This is a genomic window from Limnobacter thiooxidans, from assembly GCF_036323495.1.
Lineage (GTDB): Bacteria > Pseudomonadota > Gammaproteobacteria > Burkholderiales > Burkholderiaceae_B > Limnobacter > Limnobacter thiooxidans.
This window is the reverse complement of sequence record NZ_AP028947.1, coordinates 1,158,524-1,180,728: the sequence shown is the minus strand read 5'-3', so window position 1 is coordinate 1,180,728 and position 22,205 is coordinate 1,158,524. Positions and strand designations below refer to the sequence as shown.

Here is a 22,205-nt window from a genome sequence, read left to right as displayed (position 1 = left end):
GTCATGTTCCGATAAGATGGATGAAATCATTGAAGGATTAAAACCTTGAAAGGGCGTTATCTCTCGCTTTGATATTGGCTCAACTGAACATCTGCAAAAAGTGAAAAAACAATGAGTGAACCCAAGGGACTTCCCCCGTCATTGCTTGACCTCAGTCAATACTCGGACGATGGTTTGAAAGTACTGGTGGTTGAGGACAATGATTCAGACTTTGAGTTGATGTGCTACCGCCTGAAACAGGGGGGATTGAAATACACGGCCACACGGGTCGACCGGATCGAAGACCTGCGCAGGTGCCTGGAACATGAGGAATGGCAGGTGGTCATTTCTGACCACAACCTGCCAGGCTTTGGTTCAGAAGAAGCGTTGCGCATTGTCCGGGATTCCGGTCTGGATATTCCTTTCATCATTGTGTCGGGCAGCATTGGGGAACACGTGGCGGTTGAAGCCATGCGGGCCGGGGCAGATGATTACCTGATGAAAGACAAGATGGCCCGCCTGGTACCGGCCATTGAAAGGTCGCTGCGGGCGGCAAATGAACGCCGCAGCCTTGCCACTGCTGAACAGGCACAAAGGGAGTCCGAGCGACGTTTCGCAGCGATTGCAGAGAACATTCCAGGCATTATTTTCCAGATGCATTCCGGGCCGTCCCTGCCCCGCCCCACAGTGCCTTTTGTCAGCGAGGGCGTTATTCGACTGTTCGGTGTACCGCCACGCCTTTTTCTGGAAAATCCGAATTATTTTTTTGAGCAGTTTGCAGCTGATGATGCTGCAAGTCTTTTCGAGATGTTGCTTGAGCCTCCACAGGCAGGCGCCCACCTGACATGGGAAGGTCGTCTGAAGCCGCATGGGAAGTATTCCGAGCGCTGGGTGCTGATGAATGCAGTGGCCAAGGCACGGGGCAACATGTTTGTCTGGGATGGCGTATTGCTGGATATTTCAGACCGCAAGGAAGCAGAAAACCATTTGCTGAACGCGCAAACCGAGTTGAGAAGGGTCACCACTGAATTCGAAAAACGACGAGAACAGGAACGCGGTGCGATTGCTCGTGAGATTCACGACGACATGGGCGGCTCGCTCACCAAACTGAAAGCGGACGTAGCGTGGTTGAACAAGAATTTGAGTCTGGACACACCCGCTGCAGAAAAGCTGGACGACATGCTGGAATTGATTGAACATTTGCTGGCCAGCAGTCAGCGGATTGCCAAAGACCTGCGCCCCGGAATTTTGGACTACGGCTTGATTCCCGCGCTAGACTGGCAGATGAAAGATTTTCAGAAGCGCACCCAGATTCAGGGGGAATTTCAGAGCAATGTGGAAGAATTACAACTGGATCCCGAGCTGAGCACTGCCTTGTTTCGCATCCTACAAGAGGCTTTGACCAATATTGTGAAACATGCACAAGCCACTAGGGTTGATGTGGAGTTGTTTGTCACTGAAAATGAACTATCGTTAGAGGTTCGAGATAATGGCCGCGGCATCGAGAATGCTGATAAATTAAAAGACACTTCATTTGGCCTTCGGGGCATGCAGGAGCGGGTTGCCGCTTTTGACGGCTGGGTCGATGTCAGTGGATCAACGGGATCAGGAACCACGGTCATGGTTTCAATCCCAAGAGGCAATCAGACAGACGAGGCAGAAAATGATTAAGGTATTGCTGGCAGATGACCACGCATTGCTTCGGGGCAGCTTGAAGCAGTTGCTGGACGAGACCGGTTTTGTGCAGGTGGTTGCTCAGGCCGGTGAATATTCCGAAATCATGAAAGCCATGACGACACAGCCAGTGGATGTGGCCATTCTGGACATTTCCATGCCGGGCAAGAATGGGGTGGACATTGTCAAGATTTTGAAAGACAAGTACCCTGCCCTGAAAATCCTTATGCTGTCCATGCACCCGGAAGACCAATACGCGGTGCGCTGTTTGAAGGCAGGTGCATCGGGCTACCTTACCAAAAACACGGCGCCCGAAAAATTGGTCGACGCAATCCAGGTGATTGCAGCAGGAAGAAAATACATTACGGCGGAACTGGCCGAATCGCTAGCCAGCCATTTAACGGAAGACTCCGAAAAGCCTTTGCACGCGACGCTGAGTGACCGCGAGTTTCAGACAATCCGCATGATTGCGTCGGGTAAAAAGTTGAGCGAAATTGCGGATGAGTTGTCACTGAGCCCAAAAACCGTGAGTGTTTACAGGGCCAGGATTCTGGAAAAAATGCGGATGAAAACCAATGGTGAACTGACGAGATACGCACTGGAGAATGGGTTGATTTAACTGGCGCTGCAGACTGGTTTGTTGAACTGGATTTGCAGTGTAGCTGCCGCTGTTTTTAGAACTGGATTTGCAGGGTCGCTGCAGCTGTTTTTAAAAACCGAATTTGCAGTGTCGCTACTGCCCGAAAACTTGGCATTTCGCCTTTGCGCTTGTTCCTCGCTAAGCCAGTCCCGACAAAAAACATGGTCGGGTCCTGGCTTTCGCTTCGCGACCGCAAGGCCCTGCGCACAAAGTCGGCAAGTTTTCTGATTGGGCAGCGTGCGAACACTTGCAAATCCAGTTTTACAAACTCACCAGTGACCTTTGCAGTGATCCAGCCAATCAACACCTGCAGTGACGCAGCTCAACGTCCAGTTCAATCAACACTTGCGGTGAGACAGTTCAACATCCCGTTCAGTCAATACCCGCAGTTCTATAACTCAGCTTTTGCGCTCAGAAAACAGCTGAGGGTTTAGGCTTGACCGGTGTTGGGATTGCTCAGCTTTCCTGCAAGAAAACAGCTGGGGTTTGGGCTTGAACGGTGTTGGGATTACTCAGACTGCGCACTTCAAGAGAACCGCCCCGTTTGAACAAGGCTTGCATGGTCGCGCTAAGCGCGACACACAGGTCCGACCATATTTTTTGTCGGGCCTGTGTGAATGCAAAGTCTTCGTTCAAAAAGGGACACAGCGGTTTTCTGTGCGCAGGCTGAGTAACCCTCACTGGGCAAGCACCAAAAACTACAATCTGTTTTCATACACAAGCTGGGCAGACCACGCTGGGTAAGGCAAAACCCTTTAGCTGATGAAGTTGAACAACGTCAGTTTCGATGTGCTGGCAAAGCTTTGCTGCGCCGCCTGAAGCTGTAATTGGCCCTGTGACAGCTCGCTGATGGCCTTGGCATAATCCAGCCCCACCGCTTCGCCTGCAACCCGCTCCAGCTCCAATTGGGCCGCCTGGTTGATCTGCTGCAAGGTTTCCACCTCGCGCAAGCGCACGCCCACTTTGGTTCTGGAAATTTGTACCTGATCAAACACATTGTCCAGTTGTGCGCCTTTGGCATTGAATGCTTTCAGAAATGTATCCTGCGGCGTTGCCCCTTCCTGTCCATTCGGAAAGCCTGGGGTGCGCAACAAGGCCACAGCCTCACGCAGAACCGCAAATGCATCTTCATTGGTTTCAGGGTCGACAAACGCATCCTGACCTGTGATGTTCAGGTTAACGAAACGCCCGCTGGCCACTTGAATTTCACGGCCAGTCACAGCCTCGGCCGCAGCCGCTGTGGTGGTTTCAAGAAAGGTTCCGGTGACAGCGCCGCCTGGGGCCTGAAACGGCTCCTGATCTTGAAAGGTGCCGGAGAACATGTAATAGCCGTTTGCGTCGGTGCGGTTGGCGATACCCCGCAGTTCTTCCATGCGGCCTTCGATGTCTTGGGCGATGATCTCCCGGTCAGCAGCACTGAGTGCAGCGTTGCCGGCCTGCATGAAGGCTTCCTTGATGGACACCATGATGTCTGAACCGGACTGCAAGGCCACATCCATCTGACCCAACTGGTTGTTGATGTAGGTGATGTTGCTCTGGTAGCTGTCAATGGTTTTAACGCCTGCTTTGGCACCCAGAGCCACCGACATGGCCAAGGGGTCGTCCGAAGGTTTAAGCACGCGCTGCCCGGTGGCCAATTGCCCCTGGATGTTGACCAGATCAGTCTGCTGCTTGCTCATGCGGTCAGTGCTAAGCTTGAAATACTGGTTGGTGCTGATTCTGCCGATTGCCATAATTTTTCCTTGAAATCTGATCAGAACATTTGAAGAATTTGATCAAACAATTCTTTGGACAGCGAAATGACGCGTCCGGAAGCCTGGTACGCCTGCTGAAACTTGATCAGGTTCGCTGCTTCTTCATCCATGTTCACGCCCTGCAGCGCATCACGCGAATCAGCAACCTGGTTCAACACGGTTTCCCGCGATTCGGCGGCCATGTTGAATTCACGTGCCTTGTTGCCCACGCGGCTGACCAGTTGGTTGAATCCATCGGAAATGGAAACGCCTGCGGAGTTGTTCGACTGAAACAGAGTGCGCGAATTTTGCAAGGCAGCAATGTCCAGAATGTTCTCGTTATTGCCAATGCTTGGGTTTATTGCAGAGGACGCCGCCACTTCCGAAGGGCGGTCAATCGCTGTGCGCATGTTCAGTGCTGCTTCGCGCACTGGCATCAAAGTAAAACGGTCGCCTTCCTGTGGGGCGGCGTTGTCAAGCTGGAAACTCAACAAAGGGGCACCCGCAGGGTCGCGAATTTCGTAATAATCACCGCCCGGGTCTGCAACAAAGTTGGCGGGTACAAAAGCTGAATCTGAGCCGGCTTCGCGATAACGCGGAACACCGCCCACAATTTGAACTTCGTATTCTGCTGCACTGAGTTTGGACAAGTCCAAACTTCGAAGGCTGACTTCAGTCGGGTTCGCAGTGCTGTTGTTGACGTTGGGGACAACGCGTGAAATGTCTTCCACAAAACTACCGCTGCTGCCAAAGCTGAACAGGGCGTTGCCTGGGTTGCCATCCAGGTCAACACCCGCAGTTTGAATGTCGTTTACGGCCTGACCCACACGTGCCGCCAGCAAACCAGTCGTGTTCTGGTATTCAGTCAACTCGTTTTCACGAAAACTTAAATACCCTGCCAGTGCGCCGTTGCCCAAGCTGTCTGAATCAAAGGCGAGCAATCTTTCCTGACCGTTGACATTGGTGGACATGCCCACCAGCAGGTTTTGCGGGTCTTGCGGATCGACCTGGGTTTGCACTTTGAATTGTGTGGGGCCCACCACCAGCGACTGGCCATTCGCCAGAAACAGGTTGGTAGAACCGTCGGCCATGTCCACGCGCGTGGTTTGTACCTGTTCAGACAACTGCAGAATCAGTTTGTCGCGGCGGTCCATCAGGTCGTTGGGCGGCCCGCCATTGGACGTCTGATTCAGCGCGGTGACAATCTGGTTGTTCAGGGACGCAATTTGCGAGGTGGCATTGTTCAGTTGCTCAACTGTGTCACGCACCTTCAGGTTGGTGGCACCGCGCAGTTCATCCATCACGGTGTTCAAACCATTGAACCGTGAGGCCAGTGTTTCCGAAGAGGACAGAAAGTTCTGTCGCGCAGCCAAATCAGCCGGATTGGTGGTCAGTGTTTGTGCGGCACCAAAGAAGATGCTCAACGCACTCGACAAACCTGAGGCGTCATCGGCAACCATGGCATCTACACGCGCAATCTGTTGCGCTTTGGCGCTGAAGAAGGCGGCATCCGATGTGGCTTTCTGTTCTTGCGAATTGATGAAGTCTGAATACACCCGCTGCACGGTAGCAATGCTGACGCCCTGCCCGATAAAGCCAATGTCGCTGCCTGTTGAGGGGCGCGACTGCTGGATCACCTGCTGGCGATTAAAGCCAACCGTGTTGCTGTTCGCAATGTTGTGCGATGTGGTGGATAGCCCAGCACGGGCCGCATTGAGGCCGCTGAGCGCAATTCCGTAGACCGAGTTCGACATAATTCAGGATCCTTTGGTGTCTTGAACGATTTAACGGTCAGCTTTCGGGAAAGTTGAGGGCAGGTCTTTTTTCACCTGCCCCGGAGGAAAGATTGTTTGCTCGCCTGCCGTGCCTGCACCTGCTTTCAATTGCCGTGCAATTTCGCTGGCCAGGCCCAAACCCTTGCCGGAAAGTTTCTGAACCAGCTCCTGGTCGTACATGCCCTGATAGGTTTTGGTGCTGGAATCGGTGAACAAACCGCCTTCGGGTGTCGCATCGCGCATGCTTTTCAGGGCCATCTGTAAAAAAATGGATTCAAACTGCACTGCCACTTTGTCGACCGAGGCATTGAACTCCTCGCTGCCACGCTCGGCCCGCGCGCCACGCTTGAGGCCTTCCAGGCTGCGTGAGTCCATGGACAGCATTTGCTGGGTATCCACCGGTTTGTTCGACAAGGGGCTCATGATCAGATCACCTCAAGTTCGGCTTTCAAACTGCCGGCTGTTTGCATGGCCTGCAAAATGGAAATCAGGTCGCTAGGTGTGGCACCCAAGGCATTCAGGGCTTTGACCACATCCGACAACTGGGCTGCACCCTTGATTTCGATCAACTCGCCACCCGATTCGGAAATCTGGATGTCGGCCTGTTCGGCCACCACGGTTTGACCTTGCGAAAAGGGCGCAGGCTGGGAAATGACAGGGGTTGACGTGATTTTTACCGTAAGGTTGCCGTGTGCAACGGCGCAACTTTCAAGCATGACAGCCTGGTTCATGACCACCGAACCTGTGCGTGCATTCACAATGACCTTGGCACTGCCAACGGATTTGTTGATGCTCAATTCCTGGATTCGGGATAAAAATGCAACACGATCATTGGGGTTGGACGGTGCGCGTACCTTGATGATTCGCCCATCCAAAGCTTGCGCCACATTGGGGCCCATGCTGGCGTTGATGGCTTCCGCCACGCGAATGGAATTGGAGAAATCGGTGCTGTTCAATTCAAGCTGCAGGGTTTCGCCGAGCAAAAATGGTGAAGCCACTTGACGTTCAACCAAGGCACCGGCAGGAATGCGACCCGCTGACAAGTGGTTGATGACCGTCTTTGAACCACCCGCCGAGGCACCTGCACCACCCACAATGAGTTGGCCCTGGGCCAAGGCATACACCTGGCCATCAGCGCCCTTCAGCGGGGTCATGAGCAGCATGCCACCGCGCAGGCTTTTGGCATTACCAATAGAGGACACAGTGACATCGATGGCCTGGCCTGGCTGTGCGAATGCGGGCAGGTTGCCTGTCACCATGACAGACGCCACGTTTTTCAGTTGCATGTTGGCACCCGGTGGCAAAGTGATGCCCGACTGCTGCAACATCGCCACAATACTTTGGCTGGTGAACGGGGTTTGCGTGGTCTGGTCACCCGTACCGTCCAGGCCAATCACGATGCCGTAGCCATACACCGGGTTGGAGCGTACGCCTGATACGGTGGTCAGGTCGCGTATGCGAGTTTGTGCATCGGCTTGGGTGCCAAAAACCATCACAGCCGCTGCAGTTGCTGCCAATACAAGCACCTTGAGTACCCGGTCTTTCAATTCAGAAAAGGAAATGCGTTTCATGTTGTGTGCCCAGTCAGAAAGGGAGTACGGTCAGGAAAAAGCGGCTCAACCAGCCCATGGTGGTGGCTGAGTCAATGGCGCCCTTTCCGCGGTATTCAATGCGGGCATCAGCCACTTTGGTGCTGGGCACCACATTCCCGGGAAGAATCGTGATCGGATTGACCACGCCGCTGAATTTCAAGTATTCAACATCGCGGTTGGTGCCAATCTGCTTTTCTCCAACCACCTGCAGGTTGCCGTTGGGCAACACACCCGCCACGCTCACGGTGATGGTGCCAGTCAGATTATTGGCTGCTTTACTGGACCCCTGACCGGAAAAATCTTTTTCACTGCTGGCGCTGCCATTGATGGCTTTCAAATCGCCAAAACCGAAAAAGCCCTGAATCAGCGGCACATCAATGCTGGCTGAATCGCTGCGGGAAGCATTCATGGAGTTGGTTTGCGCTGCATTGATCTGCTCCAGAATCTGAATGGTCAGTGTGTCACCCACAAAGCGGGCGCGCTGGTCTTCAAACAAGGGGCGATAGGTGGCAGTGCTGTAAAGGCTGCCAGTTGGCATACCCTGTTGGGCCGGCAAAGAAGGCGCCTGCTGCACAGTGGTTTTTTCAGGCATGTCAACTTTCGGTGCGAAAGTTGAACAAGCCCCTAAAGTTATCGAGAACGCTGCCGTTAAGCCTTTGAGAGTTAATCTTTTCATGCCATGGACTCCATCAGAACACATTCAGTGTGCCCGACGCTTTAAAAATCAAAGCTGCGATAAGCGCTGTAACATCTGGTCTGATGTGGAGATTGCCTTGGAGTTGATTTCGTACGCACGCTGGGCCTGGATCAGGCCGACCAGTTCTTCAACCACGTTGACGTTCGATGTTTCCACAAAACCCTGGGAAACAAAGCCCACACCATTGGTACCCGCCACCGCCTGGGTGGGTGCGCCCGAAGCCGCTGTTTCTGAGTAGAGATTTTGGCCCATGCTGAACAAGCCAGCCGGGTTCACAAAACTGGCCAGCTGTATTTGACCTAATTCCTGCGGCTGCACCTGGCCTTGAACTACGGCTGAGACCACGCCGCTTTGTGAAATCGAAATTTCCTGAACACCTTGGGGAACAGTGACCGGGCCAAGAATTGGGTAGCCGTTGGAAGTGACCAAGGTGCCAGCAGAGTCAATCTGAATGCTGCCGTCGCGGGTGTAGCTGGTGGTGCCATCGGGCATTTGAACCTGGAAGAAACCTTGACCATTGATGGCCACGTCCAGTGTATTGCCGGTTTGCTGCAGGTTGCCCTGCGCAAAATTCCGAACTGTCGACACAGGTTTGACACCCGTACCGATCTGCAAGCCGGAAGGCACCTGGGTTTGCTCGGTGGTTTGAGCACCGGGCTGGCGAAGGGTTTGGTACAGCAAATCCTCGAACACTGCCCGCGAACGCTTGAAACCATTAGTGGCGGTATTAGCCAGGTTGTTTGAAATCACATCCAGCTGGGTTTGCTGGGCGTCCAGACCTGTTTTTGCAATCCACAAAGAACGCATCATGGTGGTGTATCTCCTTAATTCATGCCAAACAGGCTGTTGGCAGCCTGGCCGTTTTCCTTGGCCGTGCTGATCATTTTCATTTGGGTTTCATACTGGCGGGCGGCGCTGATCATTTGCACCATCATGTCCACCGCGTTCACGTTGCTCGACTCGATAAAACCACCGGCAATGCGCACATTCGGGTCTGCGTCAGCGGGGTCACCATTGGCGGCACGAAACAGGCCGTCGTCGCCCCGGTTGATTTCCCCTTCGGGAATATTCACCAGTTTCAACTTGCCAAGCGCCACCACATTGGTGTCGCCAGTCAGAGGAATGGCAGAAACAGAACCATCGCCTTCGAAAGACAATCGGTGATCGGGCGGCACGTTGATCGGGCCGTTGGTGCCAATGACGGAATACCCTTCCTGAGTCACCAGGTTGCCAGTGCCATCCAACTGGAAGGAGCCGTTGCGGGTATACGCCTCGTTGCCTTTCGCGTCATTGACGGCAAACCAGCCCTCGCCTTGAACGGCCACATCCATTTCACGACCAGTGGACTGGATTTGCCCTGGCGTGGTGTCGAAGCCAATGCTGGTTTCCACCGCAAAGCTTCGGGAACCACTGCCCTCGCCGGTGACCGGGGCGCTTTGAAACGCCATGAGTTGTTGCCGAAACCCGGGTGTGTTCACGTTGGCCAGGTTGTTGGCAATGTTCTCTTGGCGAGACATGGTGCCTTTGGCGGCTTGGGCTGCCAGGAAAATCAGTTTGTCCATTCTGTTGCGTCCGCTTCAGTTCAATTTAAAAATTAACGAAGGTTGGTAATGGTCTGGAAAATCGAGTCCTGGGTCTTGATGGTCTGCGAGTTGGCCTGATACACGCGCTGTGCGGAAATCATGGCCACCAGTTCTGCCGTCAAGTCAATGTTCGATTCTTCGAGTGCGCCCGACTGGATGATGCCGAATGCAGTGTCTTCGCTGAGCGATACCAACTCAGGCCCCGACGAGTTGGTGGCCAACCAGCCGTTGGAACCCACAGGTTGCAGACCTTCGGGATTGGGGAAGCGATACAAGCCGACCTGGGCGTGCTTGACCAACTGGCCGTTGGCGTAGCTGATGGTCAACATGCCGTCTGCGCCCACATCGAAACCTGCGAACGGAGAGGACTCAAAACCATCCTGCCCCAGGTTTTGCACCACGAACGAACTGCCGTACTGGGTGGTGTTGCTCATGTCAAACGTGAACTGGTTGGGCGCCACACCGGTTGAAGAAAATGGCACACCGCTGGCGGTGACAAAACGGGACATATCAACCGTCAGGTTGGCATTTGCAGGAGTAACCAACAGGCCATCAACACCGTATTGCAAAGATGCTGCCGTGGATTGCGCAGGGGCCGTGGTCACAGCGACCGGGGAGGTACCAATGTCCACCTGCGTGCCGTCTACTGTGGCGAACACGGACCAATCATTGGACGATTCCTTTCGCATGTAGATGCCCATGATGTGCGCGCCACCCAGCTCGTCGTACACCGTCATGGAGGTGGAGTTGTTGAAAGTATTCAGATTGCCCGGATCAAAAGTCAACGCTGGGTCAATCGCTGTAGCACGTGCATCCAGGTTCAATTCGAGATTACCGCCACGGGTTGCAGCCGGAGGAATGTTGCCACGCGGCACGGTGATGGATTGGGCGACGTCCGAAGGGCGGCCCGTGGTGGCATCAATAGGAAAACCCTGAAGCCTGTCGCCACGGGAGTTCACGATCACGCCTTCGTTGTTCAAGCCCATCTGGCCGTTGCGGGTGTAAATGTTGTCGCCGTTGGCTGCCTGCACCTTGAAAAAGCCGGTTCCACTGATGGCCAGGTCCAGGGGGTTGCCGGTGACATTGATGTTGCCTTGCTTGAAGTTCTGCGTGACTGCAGCCAGGCTGGTACCCAAACCGATGCCATTGGTGGAACGCGCGCCGTTGAAAGCGCGGGCAAACACGTCTGAAAACTCCGCTTCAGATCCCTTGAAGCCGACCACGCTGGCGTTGGAGACGTTGTTGGCAATCACCTCCAAGCCGCGCTGTGCCGCGTTCAAACCACTCAAGCCTTGCTGAAAACTTCCACCTGCTGAAAAAGCCATTTTTGACTCCTTGAAAAATCTTTAAATTAGAAAACCTGCTTGATGTCCGCGAAGGAAACTTCGCCACCGTTGCTGGTCAAAAGTTTGGTACCGTCTGCGCCCGCATTGCGCACACCTTGAACCACGGACAAAGTCAGCGGTGTCACGCTGGCGTCTTTGCCTGCAGCCTTGGCTTCAATTTCGAATTTGTAATTGCCAGCTGGCAATGTGCTGCCGTCATCGCTTTTGCCATCCCACTGGAATTCGTGCGTGCCCTTGGACTGCGCACCCAGGTTGATGGTGCGCACCACGTTGGCACCAGCGTCCAGCACCTTCACGTTCAACACGTCGGCGCTTTGATCCAGCTGCATCGAACCCAGGGCCTTGCCATCGGCCAGGGTCAGGGAATTGCCTTCGGTCAACACCGCGCGGCCCAGCATGCTGGTGGCCTGCACGGTCTGGTTGGCGTTGAGGGAACTGGCCATACCTTCCATGGTGGCATTCAAGTTGTTGATACCGGTTACAGTATTCAACTGCGCCATTTGACTGGTGACCTGGGCGTTGTCCATCGGGGCCAATGGATCCTGATTTTTAAGCTGGGCCACCAGCAGGGACATGAAACGCTCCTGAATGGCTTCAGGACTGTTCTCTTCAGCTTTTTTCTTGGTCGCCGCAGTGCCCGTGTTGTTGCCCAGCGCGGAAGTTACATCAATAGCCATTTTTCATTTCTCCTTACTGGTTGCCCATGTTCAGTGTTTTCAGCATCAGCTGTTTGGCGGTGTTCATCACTTCTGCATTGGTTTGATAGCTGCGCGATGCCGCGAGCATGTCCACCATTTCTTCAACCGCATTCACGTTGGGCATGTAGACGTAACCGTCTTCATCGGCCATGGGGTGTTTGGGGTCGAACATTTTCTTCGCTTCGGTTTTGTCTTCAACGATGTCCTTGACCTGCACGTTCTCCGCCAAGGCAGCCTTGCCGGGTGCAGCCTTTTGAAGCACGGCTTCGAACACCACTTTGCGGGCCTGGTAAACCTCGTTGGGTTTGGCAGCGGCCGTATCGACGTTGGCCAGGTTGCTGGCCACGGTGTTCAGGCGCATGGTTTGCGCTTGCATCGCGCCACCGGCCAACTTGAAGGAATTGAATAGCGACATGTTGTTCCCCTAAGCCTTATTGGTTACCTGAGCCCATGGCCTGCTTCAAGGTCGAGATTCGACCATTGATGGCACGCAAGGCGGCTTCGTATTTCACGGTGTTTTCGGCAAATGCGGCACGTTCACGTTCAATGTCCACGGTGTTGCCATCAATGGCTGCGTTATTGCCCCGGCGAAACTGCAGCATTTCTGCTGTGCTTTGCCCGGCATTGCCTTTGCCTGTGATGTGTCCCTTGTGGGTCACAGCCAGGCCGCCTGCGCCATTGCCAAGGCTGGGTTGTGCAGGTGTGCCCATGGAGCCTTTTTCGCCCGTGGCGGCCTTCAAGGCATCTTCGAACTTGAAATCAATTGCTTTGTAATTGGGTGTATCCACGTTGGAAATGTTGGAAGTCAATACCTCTTGCCGGCGCGCTCTGAGTTTCAGGGCCTCGGCAGAGAACTGCATTGAATCGGTGAGTTTGTCCAACATCTTTTGAATCCTTCATACACGGATGGATGAGAAGATTATTGAATTGATGAGACCAAATCAAAGAGGAGATAAAGCGGGTAAAGGGTGTTCTTTTCCCGCTTAGTGGATGCGCGCGCCCAGCCTACGATGGCAACATCGAAGCGAACATGACCCTTTTGTTCACCTTTACGGCAACTGCACAGAAAACTTAAATGAAATTTCACACTGTCCTGTGTTCATCAAAAAATCGTTTGTTTGGCAAGACGCCAGGCAAAAGGCTGGGTATTGCCCTGCTTTGCGCCAGCGCTTTGACAGGTGCTGTTGCACAGGCCGACGAATCGAGGTGGGTGCCAGAAGACCGGTTGAGTGAACTGGTGGATCCTGCCTTGCTGCCCGCCGGTGCAAACGTGGATGTGAAGTTTGTCAAAGTCGATGAACGGATTGGCAGTGCGCGTTGCCCGGCAGCCCTGTTTGCCAACAGTTCTGGCAACAAGATGTGGGGGCGCACCTTTGTACGCGTGCAATGTGTCGGTTCTGACACGGCCCCGTTTTTCCTCGGTGTGGACGTCAAAGTGTGGGCACCCGTGCTGGTGATCAAGAACATGGTTCAATCGGGTCAAACTGTGGGTGCCGGTGATGTGGAGTACCGGACCATGGATCTGAGTCAGTTGACGCAGGGCTGGGTCACCGACATGACCCACTTGGCCAACAAGACAAGCACCCGGCAGCTGTGGCCGGGAACCCTGTTGAAACACGACCACTTGCGAGGTCAGCCGATGGTCAAGAATGGCGATACGGTGAAAGTGGTCATGAGCGGGCCTGGGTTTGCAATTGGTGGCACTGCGGTGGCGATGGGCGAAGCCGAACTGGGTGAAGTGGTCAAAATCAAGACTGCCCAAGGCAAGATTTTGCACGGTGTGGCCAGAGATGCGCTGGTGGTGGAAGTGAATTTGTAAACGTGTCAGCCTAAATATAGGAATTCTTTTGGGAATTCGTTAAAGTTAGGTGGACTTGAGCCGTTAAGAAAACATACGAAAACCACTTGGGCTCTGCCAAATGCGGAGGAAATTATGAGTATCAATCGAATCAACCCGGGAAGCAGTCCCCTGGACAAACTGGCCAAACCACAAAGCGGCGGGAAATCTGCGCCTGTGGCGGCTGCTGACAAAGCCAGTACGGAAGGCGCAGTGGCCAGGCTTTCTGGCCAGTCCAGCGAGCTGAGTGCTGTGGGTGCCCCATTCAACGCCGAAAAAGTGGCCGAGATCAAGGATGCCATCAGCAAAGGGGAATTCAAGGTGAATGCCGAGGCAGTTGCTGCCAAGGTCATTGAAAGTGCTCGCGAGTTGCTGGGTCAGAAATAACACTGACCAGCCCGCTCGGGAACGACAACTGGGAATATTGAATATGTCGCATGTTGCTGCAGCAAAAAACTTGTACAACAACCTGGCTTATGAATGTGAAACAGCCATGGCGCTGGTGGACATTCTGCTTGAAGAACAGGCTTGCCTGGTCAAAATGGAAACCGGTGCATTGAACAGCCTCGCTACTCGCAAGGAAGCGATGATGCTGGACCTGGAGAAGCGTTACCTGGCCAACATTGAATTGTCCAAAGCCGCAGGCTTTGCACCAGACCTGGATGGCATTGCCTTGTGGGTAGATGTACTGGCAGCCGATGAACCCAGACTGTTCGGCACCTATTCCACACTGCGTTCTACCTTGACCCATGCACAGCGCCTGAACACCACCAATGGTGAGTTGGTCACGGAACAATTGGCAGGTTTGCAGGAACGTATTTCGATTTTGACTGCTGCTGCAGTGGCTGAACAAAAACCCACTGCCAGCGACACTTACGGACCGAAGGGCGGCATGGCCCAGTCTGCATTGACCGGTGGCGCTATGCCCCGCGCGGTAATTCGTTGATGGTCAACCAGTAGGAAACCAGTGCGGAAATTCGGGTCAGGTACTGATCGAATTGCACTGGTTTGACTGCAAAACTGTTGACACCCAATTCATAAGAACGCTTCACATCGCTGATTTCCCTGGACGACGACAACACCACGATTGGCATGGTTTTGAATACGTCATGGGAACGCAGAAACTTCAGCACCTCCAGTCCATCCAGTTTGGGTAGTTTCAGGTCAAGCAACACCAACTTGGGCAAGTTCAATACAGCACTGTTCTCGGGGTGGTCATCCATCAACTGCTTGAAATAGTCAATGGCGCGCTCGCCGTCTTCCAGCAACAGAGTGCTGGAACTTGACGAAGTTTTTCTCACCACGCGCAGGGCGAGGTCCGCGTCGTTGGCGTTGTCATCAACCAACACAACATCAGCCATGGAAATTCCTTTCATTCAGTCAATTCAATTTGATCGGGTAGCGTGAAGGTAAAGCATGCACCCTGGCCCAATTCACCACTGGCACTGATTTCTCCACCGTGGCGTTCGATGATCCGTTTGACAATGGCCAGGCCTACACCAGTGCCGTCAAAATCTTTTTTGTGGTGCAAACGTTCAAACACATTGAACAGCTTGTCCGCGTATTTCATGTCAAAGCCAGCACCATTGTCTTGTACGGTAAAGCGGAAAGTCCGCACCCCTTTTTCGCAATGAATGATCACCTTGGGGTGTTCGGCCTTGCTGCTGAACTTCAGTGCATTGTCGATCAAATTCATCCAGACCTGTTTAAGTAACACCGGGTCTGCATACACCGGTGGCAGGTCACACACCTCGACGATGTTTTTGCGCTTGGCATCAAGCTGATCGAGAATCTGCTCCACCAACTGTTGCTGATCCACCTTGACGCGGGCCACATCGGTACGCAAAAGGCGGGAAAAATCCAGAAGCCCGTCAATCAAACCGCCCATTTGACGGGCATTGTTACTGATTCGGTCAAGCAGGCCGTTGGCTTCAGCAGGCAGACTATCGGCGAAATCTTCTTTCAAGATACTGGAAAACCCGTCAATGGCACGCAGGGGTGCCCGCAAGTCGTGCGACACGGTGTAAGTGAAAGCTTCCAGCTCGGAATTGCTGCGGGTCAGTTCAGCTGTGCGATCGGTAATGCGCTGCTCCAGCGTGCCGTTCAAGCCTTGTAAATCATCTTCGAATACTCGGCGTTCAACACACAAACCCAACAAGCGAATGGCGGTTAAAACCCGAAGTACATCGTCATGACAGGCATGCTCAACGCCCTGCTGAGCCACCATGATCCAGTATTCGGGCTGATTCGGCTCCACGGCTTTTCTGCGGGCCAGCCAAATAGAGGAAATACCCAGCTCGTTTTTCCAGCTGTCATCAAAATAATGTTCGGGCTTCATTTTGCTCAGTCAAACCAGGCCATGCTGGTCATGACCTTCCAGCGGATCGCAGTACTGCTCTGCGTTGTCCCAAAAAGCCTGGCCTTTGTCCAGCGGCATGCGAATCAAGGGGTTGGTTCCGCGAACACGCCAGTGATTTTGTTCGGATTTGTCACGAAATCCTAGCACCACTTCGGCGTGAACGGTCAGGCAGTTTTTCAGTCCGCGGGCGTATGAAGCAGCCAACTCGGGAATGGGCGCAGAAAGCAGAACCCCCTGCAACAGGGAGCGCTGCAATGAAAGCATTTGCTCATTCAAGCGCTTTTGGGTCATGTCCGTTGAAACACCCATGTAACCCAGAAACTCGCCCTTGGGGCCATACAAGGGGCGCCCTGTGGATTCGAAGATGATGCGTTCGGCGTTACGTGGCCAATATTCAAAACTGACTTTGTCAAAAGGCTGGTGATTGTCCAGCAATGCCTTGAATGTGTCCCAGTTGTAACGCGGGTCGATGCAGCTCAAGCCTTCCACTTCCCAGCGCGCCAAGCCGTCGAAGGGCAAGGGTTGGCTGCTTTTCGGTGTGCCGTTCTGATCTTTTCCACGATAAATAATGCGCACGATGGTGTGGGCCGGATCTTGCTGCCAGTACCAGTCGCCCGACAATTCCATCAGGCGGCGCAGCTGGCTTTCAGATTGAACAGATGTCTGAATGATTCCGAGCAAGCCGGAAATCAGCTTGTTGCCCATGAACCAGGCACCAATCGCACCCAACAGCAGGGAAAAGAAAATTGTGAGCAGCCAACCATCGGGGTCGGTGGTGTTGCCTGCCATGTAAAGCCCGGTGAGCGCCAAGGGGCCGATGGCTGTTATGACAACAAGAATCAGGGAACGGTTGACCCGCTTGCTGGATTGCCTGAAGGTTTTCGGTGTTCCTTGATCTTTAGGCTGGGCCATGCAAATTAGTAGTCGCGAAGCTTGGCCTTGAGACGACTGACAGCCTGGGTGTGCAACTGGCACACGCGGGATTCAGTGACCCCAAGAACAGCCGCAATTTCACGGAAGTTTAACTCCTGTTCATAATACAGCCCCATGAGCATTTTTTCACGCTCTGGCAGTTCTTCGATGGCTTGAATCAGCGTGGACCGGAATCGTTGGTCACCCAACAGCTCGAGTGGATTGGCGTCTTCATCACCATCCATCTGGCGATCCAGGTAACCTTCGCCATCACCGTCCTCGGCATAGTCGTCGTAAAAGACCAGTTGGGCACCGCGCGAGTCGAACAGCATGTTCTGGTATTCATCCAGGCTCACGCCCATGACTTCCGCTATTTCCTTTTCGGTGGCAGAACGACCCAACTGTTGCTCGGCCTTTAAGGTGGCCGTTTCGATTTTTCGCTGGGCTTGGCGAACACCGCGGGGCATCCAGTCTGCAGAGCGCAATTCATCCAGCATGGAACCACGAATGCGTTGGCTGGCGTAAGTTTCGAACTGTGCGCCCTGCCCTTCTTCAAACCGGGTGATTGCGTCCATCAGTCCAATGAGACCGGCTTGAATCAAGTCATCGATTTGCACTGAGGCCGGCAGCTTCGCAATGAGGTGGTGAGCAAGTCGGCGCACCAGCGGTATGTACTGGTCGATCTGCTTGGATTTGTTGAGTGTGCCCTGGGCTGTGTACATGGAGTGTGTGATTCCTGTCTTGTTATTACGCCAGCGCGTGTTCATCGAACGAACAAATGGCCTTCGCGATTCGACGCCCCGCCGCAATCATCTCCCGACTGACCTGATTCAGCGCCCTGCCCGGCGCCAGCGCTGGCAAATGCCCCGCGTACTGCAAAGGAGTTGCCAACATGGACGACGTACTTTCGAGCAGATTGGCGAATACATGATCAGCTTCATCCGTGCTCTTCACACCTGCAACAATAACACGGTGTTGAATGTTTTCGTCTACCCCTTTCGAAGAACGAATGGCGTGGAAAGCCCGTGTGACGGACCGCGCGGTGGGTTGCACAACCCAGTACCATTCATCATTCGGAGACAAGGCGTGAGCCAGCTCTACAGCCTCGTAGGGCAAAGTGGCGTAATAGCGGTCACAGTTGACCGGCATGCGGTGCAACTTGCCCAACAAGGCGTTGACCTGCCCCGGTTTTCGGGCCAGGGCCTGCAGGCCCAGTTTGGCGGGCACCAGGTATTGCCTGTCGCCCAACTGCACCACCTGATCTTCCAGGTTCAGCTTGCCATTGAAAAACTCGATAAGATCGTGCCGTGCGCCCTGGGGCAGCAATTGCAGCAGGCCTTCGCTTGAACCGTCAAACAAGGCAGTAACCCGGTCACGCTGTGCTTGTTGTTCAAGTACGAAGCGTCCCAGGCAGGCGGCGTAGTCAGACCCCATGTCACCCAGAATCGGATGAATGACGGCGTGTTGCTGACCCAGCAGGTGTCGAAGTGTATTGGCTTGATCCATATGCATCAGTTCACCATGAAACCTTAAATTCCAGTCGTCGAGACTTGGGCCATTTTCCATTTCAATTCTTCGCTCGAGGTTTGAAATGCCTGGCCGCTGCGCGAACGCAGGGCACGGTGCACCAGCACCTGTGGATTGGCCGGAAACAGGTCTTCGGGCACGCGCTGGCCGGTGGCAATGTAATGCAAGGCCAGTTTGTGACGCATGACCACATCGAGTACACCACCAATCTTGATGGCTTCATCCAGTTTGGACACGATTGCACCGCTCAGGCCCGTGCTTTTGTAATGGCGAACCACGTCATCGAGTGTTTCAGGCTGGCTGGTGGCATTCAGCAGCAGAATGCGTTTGACATGGCTATCGGTCAGGATCTTGGTTTGCTCGGCCACGCGGGAATCGCGCTGGCCCATGCCCACGGTGTCGATCAGGATCAGACGCTTGCGCTGCATGCTGTTGCGCAACTGAAGCAGGTCAGCATGGGTTTGTGCGGTGTAAACCTGCACACCCAGAATTTTGCCGTAAATGCGTAGTTGATCTTGCGCGCCAATCCGGTAGCTGTCGGTGGTGATCAAGCCCAAGGAATCGGCACCGTACTTGACCACACAACGTGCGGCCAGTTTGGCTGTGGTGGTGGTTTTTCCAACGCCAGTGGGGCCAACCAGAGCAAAGGTGCCTCCAGTTTCAACCACGTCCTTGTCGCCAGGAATGACGTTCAGGTTTTTCTTCAATACATTCGTGACCCAGTCCTGAACCTGATTGTCATTCAGCCCGGAAGGCAGCTTTTCAGCCACAGTGCGAGCAAACAAGGGGGAGAAGCCAGACTGGGTCAGCAGATTCCACAATTCGCCACGCTGCGGGTTTTTCTCCAGCGTGTCGCGCCAGGTCATCATGGCCATCTGGTCTTTCAGCAATTGGCGCATTTGACGGATTTCTTCCAGCACAGCGGTGTTTTCCTGCGCCATGGACTCACTGGCTGCCATGGAGCGACGCTTGGCCACCTCCGACAACATGTCGTCATTGGCAAATTCGCGGGCGGCAGCTATGGGTGTGGGCTGTGGCGTTAATACAGGTGCAGGTGCAGGCGCAGGTGCAAACGTTCGATTGATGAGAACATCGCGCTGGGCTGCAACTTGCTGAGCCACTTTTTCAGCGGCAGTGGGCGCGCGCTCGGTGGATTGGCGTTCAGCGGATTGCCGTTCAGTGGCCTGGGCCAACTGGGCCCGGTCTGCCCGTGTCCAGGAGGCGGGTGCAGCCTGTTGCGCAGGCTTTTCAGTGACAGCGTCCAGATCATGCGAGGATGCGGCAAGCACTTCCGTGCCGGCTGCAGTCTGCTTGGTAGACAGAATAATTGCATCTTCACCCAGTTCTGCGCGCAGCTTTTGCAGGGCCTCACGGGTGGTGGGGGCTGTGAATTTTTTCAATTTCATGCTTTCGCTCCTACGACTTGCGCAACGCGGATAGTTCGATTTTCTGGAATTTCACTGTGCGACAGGACCCGCAAATTGGGAGCTGCACGCTTCAAGAGGCGGGCCATGGACAAGCGCAAGGCATCGGGGACCAGCAACACCGGGCTCTGGCCCAGTTGTTCCTGACGGCCTGCGGCCTCTGCGGCCTGTCGGGCCAAAGTTTCTGCCAGATTGGGATCAATGCCCACCTGGTCTTGCCCAGCGGCAGAATGCGCGTGGGTAATCATTTGTTCCAGCTTGGGCTCCATGACCAGTACGTTCAGGTCTTCGCTGGTGCCTGCCAGGGCTTGCACAATGGCGCGACCCAGGGTGATACGTACGGCAGCGGTCAATTCCAGCGGGTTCTTGGTGCGAGCGCCGTTTTCAAGCAGGGTCTCAAAAATACTGCGCAAATCACGAATGTGAACACTTTCATCCAGCAGGCTTTGAAGCACTTTTTGAATGACAGCCACATCGAGCAATTTGGGGGTAAGGTCTTCAACCACCTTGGGCGACGTTTTTGCGCAATGGTCGAGCAACTGCTGGGTTTCGGTGCGGCCCAGCAACTGGGCAGCAGACGTTTGCAAAATGTGCGACAGGTGAGTGGCCACCACAGTGGAGGCATCCACCACGGTGTAACCCGCTGCATTGGCTTTTTCTTTTTGATCATCGCTGATCCACACCGCAGGCAAACCAAAGGCTGGGTCTGTAGTTTGTGGGCCAGGCAATTGCATGGTCACGCGGCCGGGGTTGATGGCCAGGTGCTGGTTCGGGAATACTTCGCCTTCACCCATACACACGCCCTTGAGCAAAATACGGTAAACCGAAGGACGCAATTCCAGATTGTCGCGAAGGTGCACAGCTGGTGGCAAAAAACCGATTTCCTGGGCAAACTTTTTGCGAATCGCTTTGATGCGTTTGAGCAGATCACCGTCTTGCTTGTTGTCGACCAGGGCGATGAGGCGGTAGCCGACTTCCAGTGCAATGGTGTCGATGGGGACCAGGTCGTCCCAAGTAGCTTCTTGCGCTTCCGTTGTAGCGGCCTTGATCTTGGCTTGTTCATCGGTGTTCTGTGCCACTTTGGACACTTCCGGTTTGGAAGCCAAGTGATAGGACAAATAACCGAAACCGGCAGCCAGTGACAGGAATGCGAAGCTGGGCATGCCGGGGATAATGCCCATCAGGGCCATGATGCCCGAGGTAATGCCCACAGCCTGTGGGGACTTGAGCAACTGGCTGGCCAGTTGGGTACCAATGTCCTGCCCCTGACCCACGCGTGCCACAACCAGACCGGCTGCAATGGAAATCACCAGTGCAGGAACCTGTGCAACCAAACCATCGCCAATGGCCAGCAGCACGTAGTTGGTGCCGGCGTCGGCAAAGCTCATGTCGTGCTGCATGACACCGACTGCAAAACCACCAATGATGTTGATGATCAGGATCATGATACCGGCCATGGCGTCGCCACGGACGAACTTGCTGGCACCGTCCATGGAACCGAAAAACTCGGCTTCCTGACTGACTTCGGCACGGCGAGTTCGTGCCTGGTCTTCAGTAATCAGGCCGGCGTTCAAATCAGCATCAATGGCCATCTGTTTACCAGGCATCGCATCGAGGGTGAAACGGGCAGACACTTCAGCAATTCGGCCAGCACCCTTGGTAATCACCACGAAGTTGATCAACATCAGGATCACGAACACCACAATACCGACTGCAAGGTTTCCGCCCACCAGGAAGTGACCAAACGCCTCGATCACTTTGCCAGCTGCATCGGGCCCTTCGTGGCCGTGCATAAGTACCACGCGGGTGGAAGCCACGTTCAAACTCAAACGCAACAACGTGGTGACCAGCAAAATGGTCGGGAATGCAGCGAAATCGAGTGGTTTGGTGGTGTACAGGCTTGCAACCAGCACCATGAGGCTGAGCGCGATGTTGAATGTAAAAAACAGGTCAAGCGCGAATGGGGGAACAGGCAAAATCATCATGACCAGAATCATGATGATGAAGATTGGCGCGCCCAAGGTTTTTACCTTGTCGCCGGCCAAGCCTGCTTTAATGAAGTCCAGTGAGAATGCGGTGGAGGCCACAATTCCGCCCATCAAGTTGTTAACGGTTCAATTATGGAAAACTTTAGGTTTTTTTAATGGGGGAACTGAGGCAGATTTAGGGCTCTATTGCGAGCTGGGTTGCCTGCTTTCGCTGTTGCGGTTATTGCGGCTTTTGAAGGCTGACTAGTCGTGGATAGGCTGATGCGATTGTCGAAGGCTGACTAGTCGTGACTTGCCTGTTCCGCACTGAAAACCGCTTGATCCCTTTTTGAAGCAAGGCTTTGCATTCACATCAACCCGACCAAAAGGATGGTCGGGTTGATGTGTCGCCATCGGTTTCACCGCTTGGCGAACATGCAAGCCTCGTTCAAACGGGGCGGT

23 protein-coding genes are annotated in these 22,205 nt (G+C 54.1%); 5 read left to right on the top strand and 18 right to left on the bottom strand.

The window, feature by feature from the left end; genetic code table 11:
* Positions 1-111: 111 nt before the first annotated feature.
* Both RGQ30_RS05425 and RGQ30_RS05420 read left to right on the top strand, forming a co-directional pair.
* The gene (locus tag RGQ30_RS05425) at positions 112-1,650 is read left to right on the top strand and encodes a hybrid sensor histidine kinase/response regulator (RefSeq protein WP_130556890.1); all 1,539 of its coding nucleotides are present in this window, start codon (positions 112-114) and stop codon (positions 1,648-1,650) included.
* Positions 1,643-2,272, top strand: a complete 630-nt coding sequence (locus RGQ30_RS05420) for a response regulator (RefSeq protein WP_130556891.1) — start codon at positions 1,643-1,645, stop codon at positions 2,270-2,272. Before RGQ30_RS05425 ends, RGQ30_RS05420 begins: the two co-directional genes overlap by 8 nt.
* Positions 2,273-3,048: 776 nt before the next feature.
* Here RGQ30_RS05420 and flgL read toward each other — a convergent pair.
* The 11 genes from flgL to flgB form a co-directional block, all read right to left on the bottom strand.
* A complete protein-coding gene (gene flgL / locus RGQ30_RS05415; protein ID WP_130556892.1) occupies positions 3,049-4,026 on the bottom strand; it encodes a flagellar hook-associated protein FlgL in 978 nt (325 codons plus the stop codon).
* 20 nt (positions 4,027-4,046) lie between these two features.
* Complete coding sequence (gene flgK, locus RGQ30_RS05410) at positions 4,047-5,780, bottom strand: flagellar hook-associated protein FlgK (protein WP_130556893.1); 1,734 nt, start codon at positions 5,778-5,780, stop codon at positions 4,047-4,049.
* Between the two features lie 30 nt (positions 5,781-5,810).
* The gene (locus tag RGQ30_RS05405) at positions 5,811-6,224 is read right to left on the bottom strand and encodes a rod-binding protein (RefSeq protein ID WP_130556894.1); all 414 of its coding nucleotides are present in this window, start codon (positions 6,222-6,224) and stop codon (positions 5,811-5,813) included.
* 2 nt (positions 6,225-6,226) lie between these two features.
* On the bottom strand, positions 6,227-7,372 hold the full coding sequence (locus RGQ30_RS05400; protein WP_130556895.1) for a flagellar basal body P-ring protein FlgI: 1,146 nt from the start codon (positions 7,370-7,372) through the stop codon (positions 6,227-6,229).
* A 13-nt stretch (positions 7,373-7,385) separates the two neighbouring features.
* A complete protein-coding gene (locus RGQ30_RS05395) occupies positions 7,386-7,985 on the bottom strand; it encodes a flagellar basal body L-ring protein FlgH (RefSeq protein ID WP_130556896.1) in 600 nt (199 codons plus the stop codon).
* 132 nt (positions 7,986-8,117) lie between these two features.
* A complete protein-coding gene (gene flgG / locus RGQ30_RS05390; RefSeq protein ID WP_130556897.1) occupies positions 8,118-8,900 on the bottom strand; it encodes a flagellar basal-body rod protein FlgG in 783 nt (260 codons plus the stop codon).
* Between the two features lie 14 nt (positions 8,901-8,914).
* A complete protein-coding gene (gene flgF, locus RGQ30_RS05385; RefSeq protein WP_130556898.1) occupies positions 8,915-9,652 on the bottom strand; it encodes a flagellar basal-body rod protein FlgF in 738 nt (245 codons plus the stop codon).
* Positions 9,653-9,684: 32 nt separating this feature from the next.
* Positions 9,685-10,998 (bottom strand): flagellar hook protein FlgE, encoded by a 1,314-nt coding sequence (gene flgE / locus RGQ30_RS05380; protein ID WP_130556899.1) that lies wholly within the window; start codon positions 10,996-10,998, stop codon positions 9,685-9,687.
* Positions 10,999-11,024: 26 nt separating this feature from the next.
* Positions 11,025-11,696 carry a flagellar hook assembly protein FlgD gene (locus RGQ30_RS05375; protein WP_130556900.1) on the bottom strand — a complete coding sequence of 224 codons (672 nt, stop codon included), beginning with the start codon at positions 11,694-11,696 and terminating at the stop codon, positions 11,025-11,027.
* 13 nt (positions 11,697-11,709) lie between these two features.
* Complete coding sequence (flgC, locus tag RGQ30_RS05370) at positions 11,710-12,132, bottom strand: flagellar basal body rod protein FlgC (protein WP_130556901.1); 423 nt, start codon at positions 12,130-12,132, stop codon at positions 11,710-11,712.
* Positions 12,133-12,148: 16 nt separating this feature from the next.
* Positions 12,149-12,601, bottom strand: a complete 453-nt coding sequence (gene flgB, locus RGQ30_RS05365) for a flagellar basal body rod protein FlgB (protein ID WP_130556902.1) — start codon at positions 12,599-12,601, stop codon at positions 12,149-12,151.
* A gap of 191 nt (positions 12,602-12,792) precedes the next feature.
* Here flgB and flgA point away from each other — a divergent pair, with 191 nt between their 5' ends.
* From flgA to RGQ30_RS05350, 3 genes are all read left to right on the top strand, one after another.
* Positions 12,793-13,536 (top strand): flagellar basal body P-ring formation chaperone FlgA, encoded by a 744-nt coding sequence (gene flgA, locus RGQ30_RS05360; RefSeq protein WP_130556903.1) that lies wholly within the window; start codon positions 12,793-12,795, stop codon positions 13,534-13,536.
* Positions 13,537-13,650: 114 nt separating this feature from the next.
* Positions 13,651-13,941, top strand: coding sequence for a flagellar biosynthesis anti-sigma factor FlgM (flgM, locus tag RGQ30_RS05355; protein ID WP_130556904.1), 291 nt, complete (start codon positions 13,651-13,653; stop codon positions 13,939-13,941).
* Positions 13,942-13,984: 43 nt separating this feature from the next.
* On the top strand, positions 13,985-14,500 hold the full coding sequence (locus RGQ30_RS05350) for a flagella synthesis protein FlgN (protein WP_338284830.1): 516 nt from the start codon (positions 13,985-13,987) through the stop codon (positions 14,498-14,500).
* Here RGQ30_RS05350 and RGQ30_RS05345 read toward each other — a convergent pair.
* From RGQ30_RS05345 to flhA, 7 genes are read right to left on the bottom strand one after another with little or no spacing between them, the layout of a single operon-like run.
* A complete protein-coding gene (locus RGQ30_RS05345) occupies positions 14,475-14,915 on the bottom strand; it encodes a response regulator (RefSeq protein WP_130556906.1) in 441 nt (146 codons plus the stop codon). The two genes, RGQ30_RS05350 and RGQ30_RS05345, sit on opposite strands and share 26 nt — an antisense overlap.
* An 11-nt stretch (positions 14,916-14,926) precedes the next feature.
* Positions 14,927-15,892: a sensor histidine kinase gene (locus RGQ30_RS05340; RefSeq protein WP_130556907.1), complete on the bottom strand. Its 966-nt coding sequence runs from the start codon at positions 15,890-15,892 to the stop codon at positions 14,927-14,929.
* Between the two features lie 9 nt (positions 15,893-15,901).
* On the bottom strand, positions 15,902-16,825 hold the full coding sequence (locus RGQ30_RS05335) for a PAS domain-containing protein (protein ID WP_130556908.1): 924 nt from the start codon (positions 16,823-16,825) through the stop codon (positions 15,902-15,904).
* Positions 16,826-16,830: 5 nt separating this feature from the next.
* Positions 16,831-17,547, bottom strand: a complete 717-nt coding sequence (locus RGQ30_RS05330) for an RNA polymerase sigma factor FliA (protein ID WP_130556909.1) — start codon at positions 17,545-17,547, stop codon at positions 16,831-16,833.
* 25 nt (positions 17,548-17,572) lie between these two features.
* Positions 17,573-18,337 (bottom strand): P-loop NTPase family protein, encoded by a 765-nt coding sequence (locus tag RGQ30_RS05325; RefSeq protein WP_338284829.1) that lies wholly within the window; start codon positions 18,335-18,337, stop codon positions 17,573-17,575.
* Between the two features lie 17 nt (positions 18,338-18,354).
* Positions 18,355-19,758 carry a flagellar biosynthesis GTPase FlhF gene (gene flhF / locus RGQ30_RS05320; protein ID WP_130556911.1) on the bottom strand — a complete coding sequence of 468 codons (1,404 nt, stop codon included), beginning with the start codon at positions 19,756-19,758 and terminating at the stop codon, positions 18,355-18,357.
* Positions 19,755-21,875: a flagellar biosynthesis protein FlhA gene (gene flhA, locus RGQ30_RS05315; protein WP_130556912.1), complete on the bottom strand. Its 2,121-nt coding sequence runs from the start codon at positions 21,873-21,875 to the stop codon at positions 19,755-19,757. Before flhA ends, flhF begins: the two co-directional genes overlap by 4 nt.
* Positions 21,876-22,205: the final 330 nt, after the last annotated feature.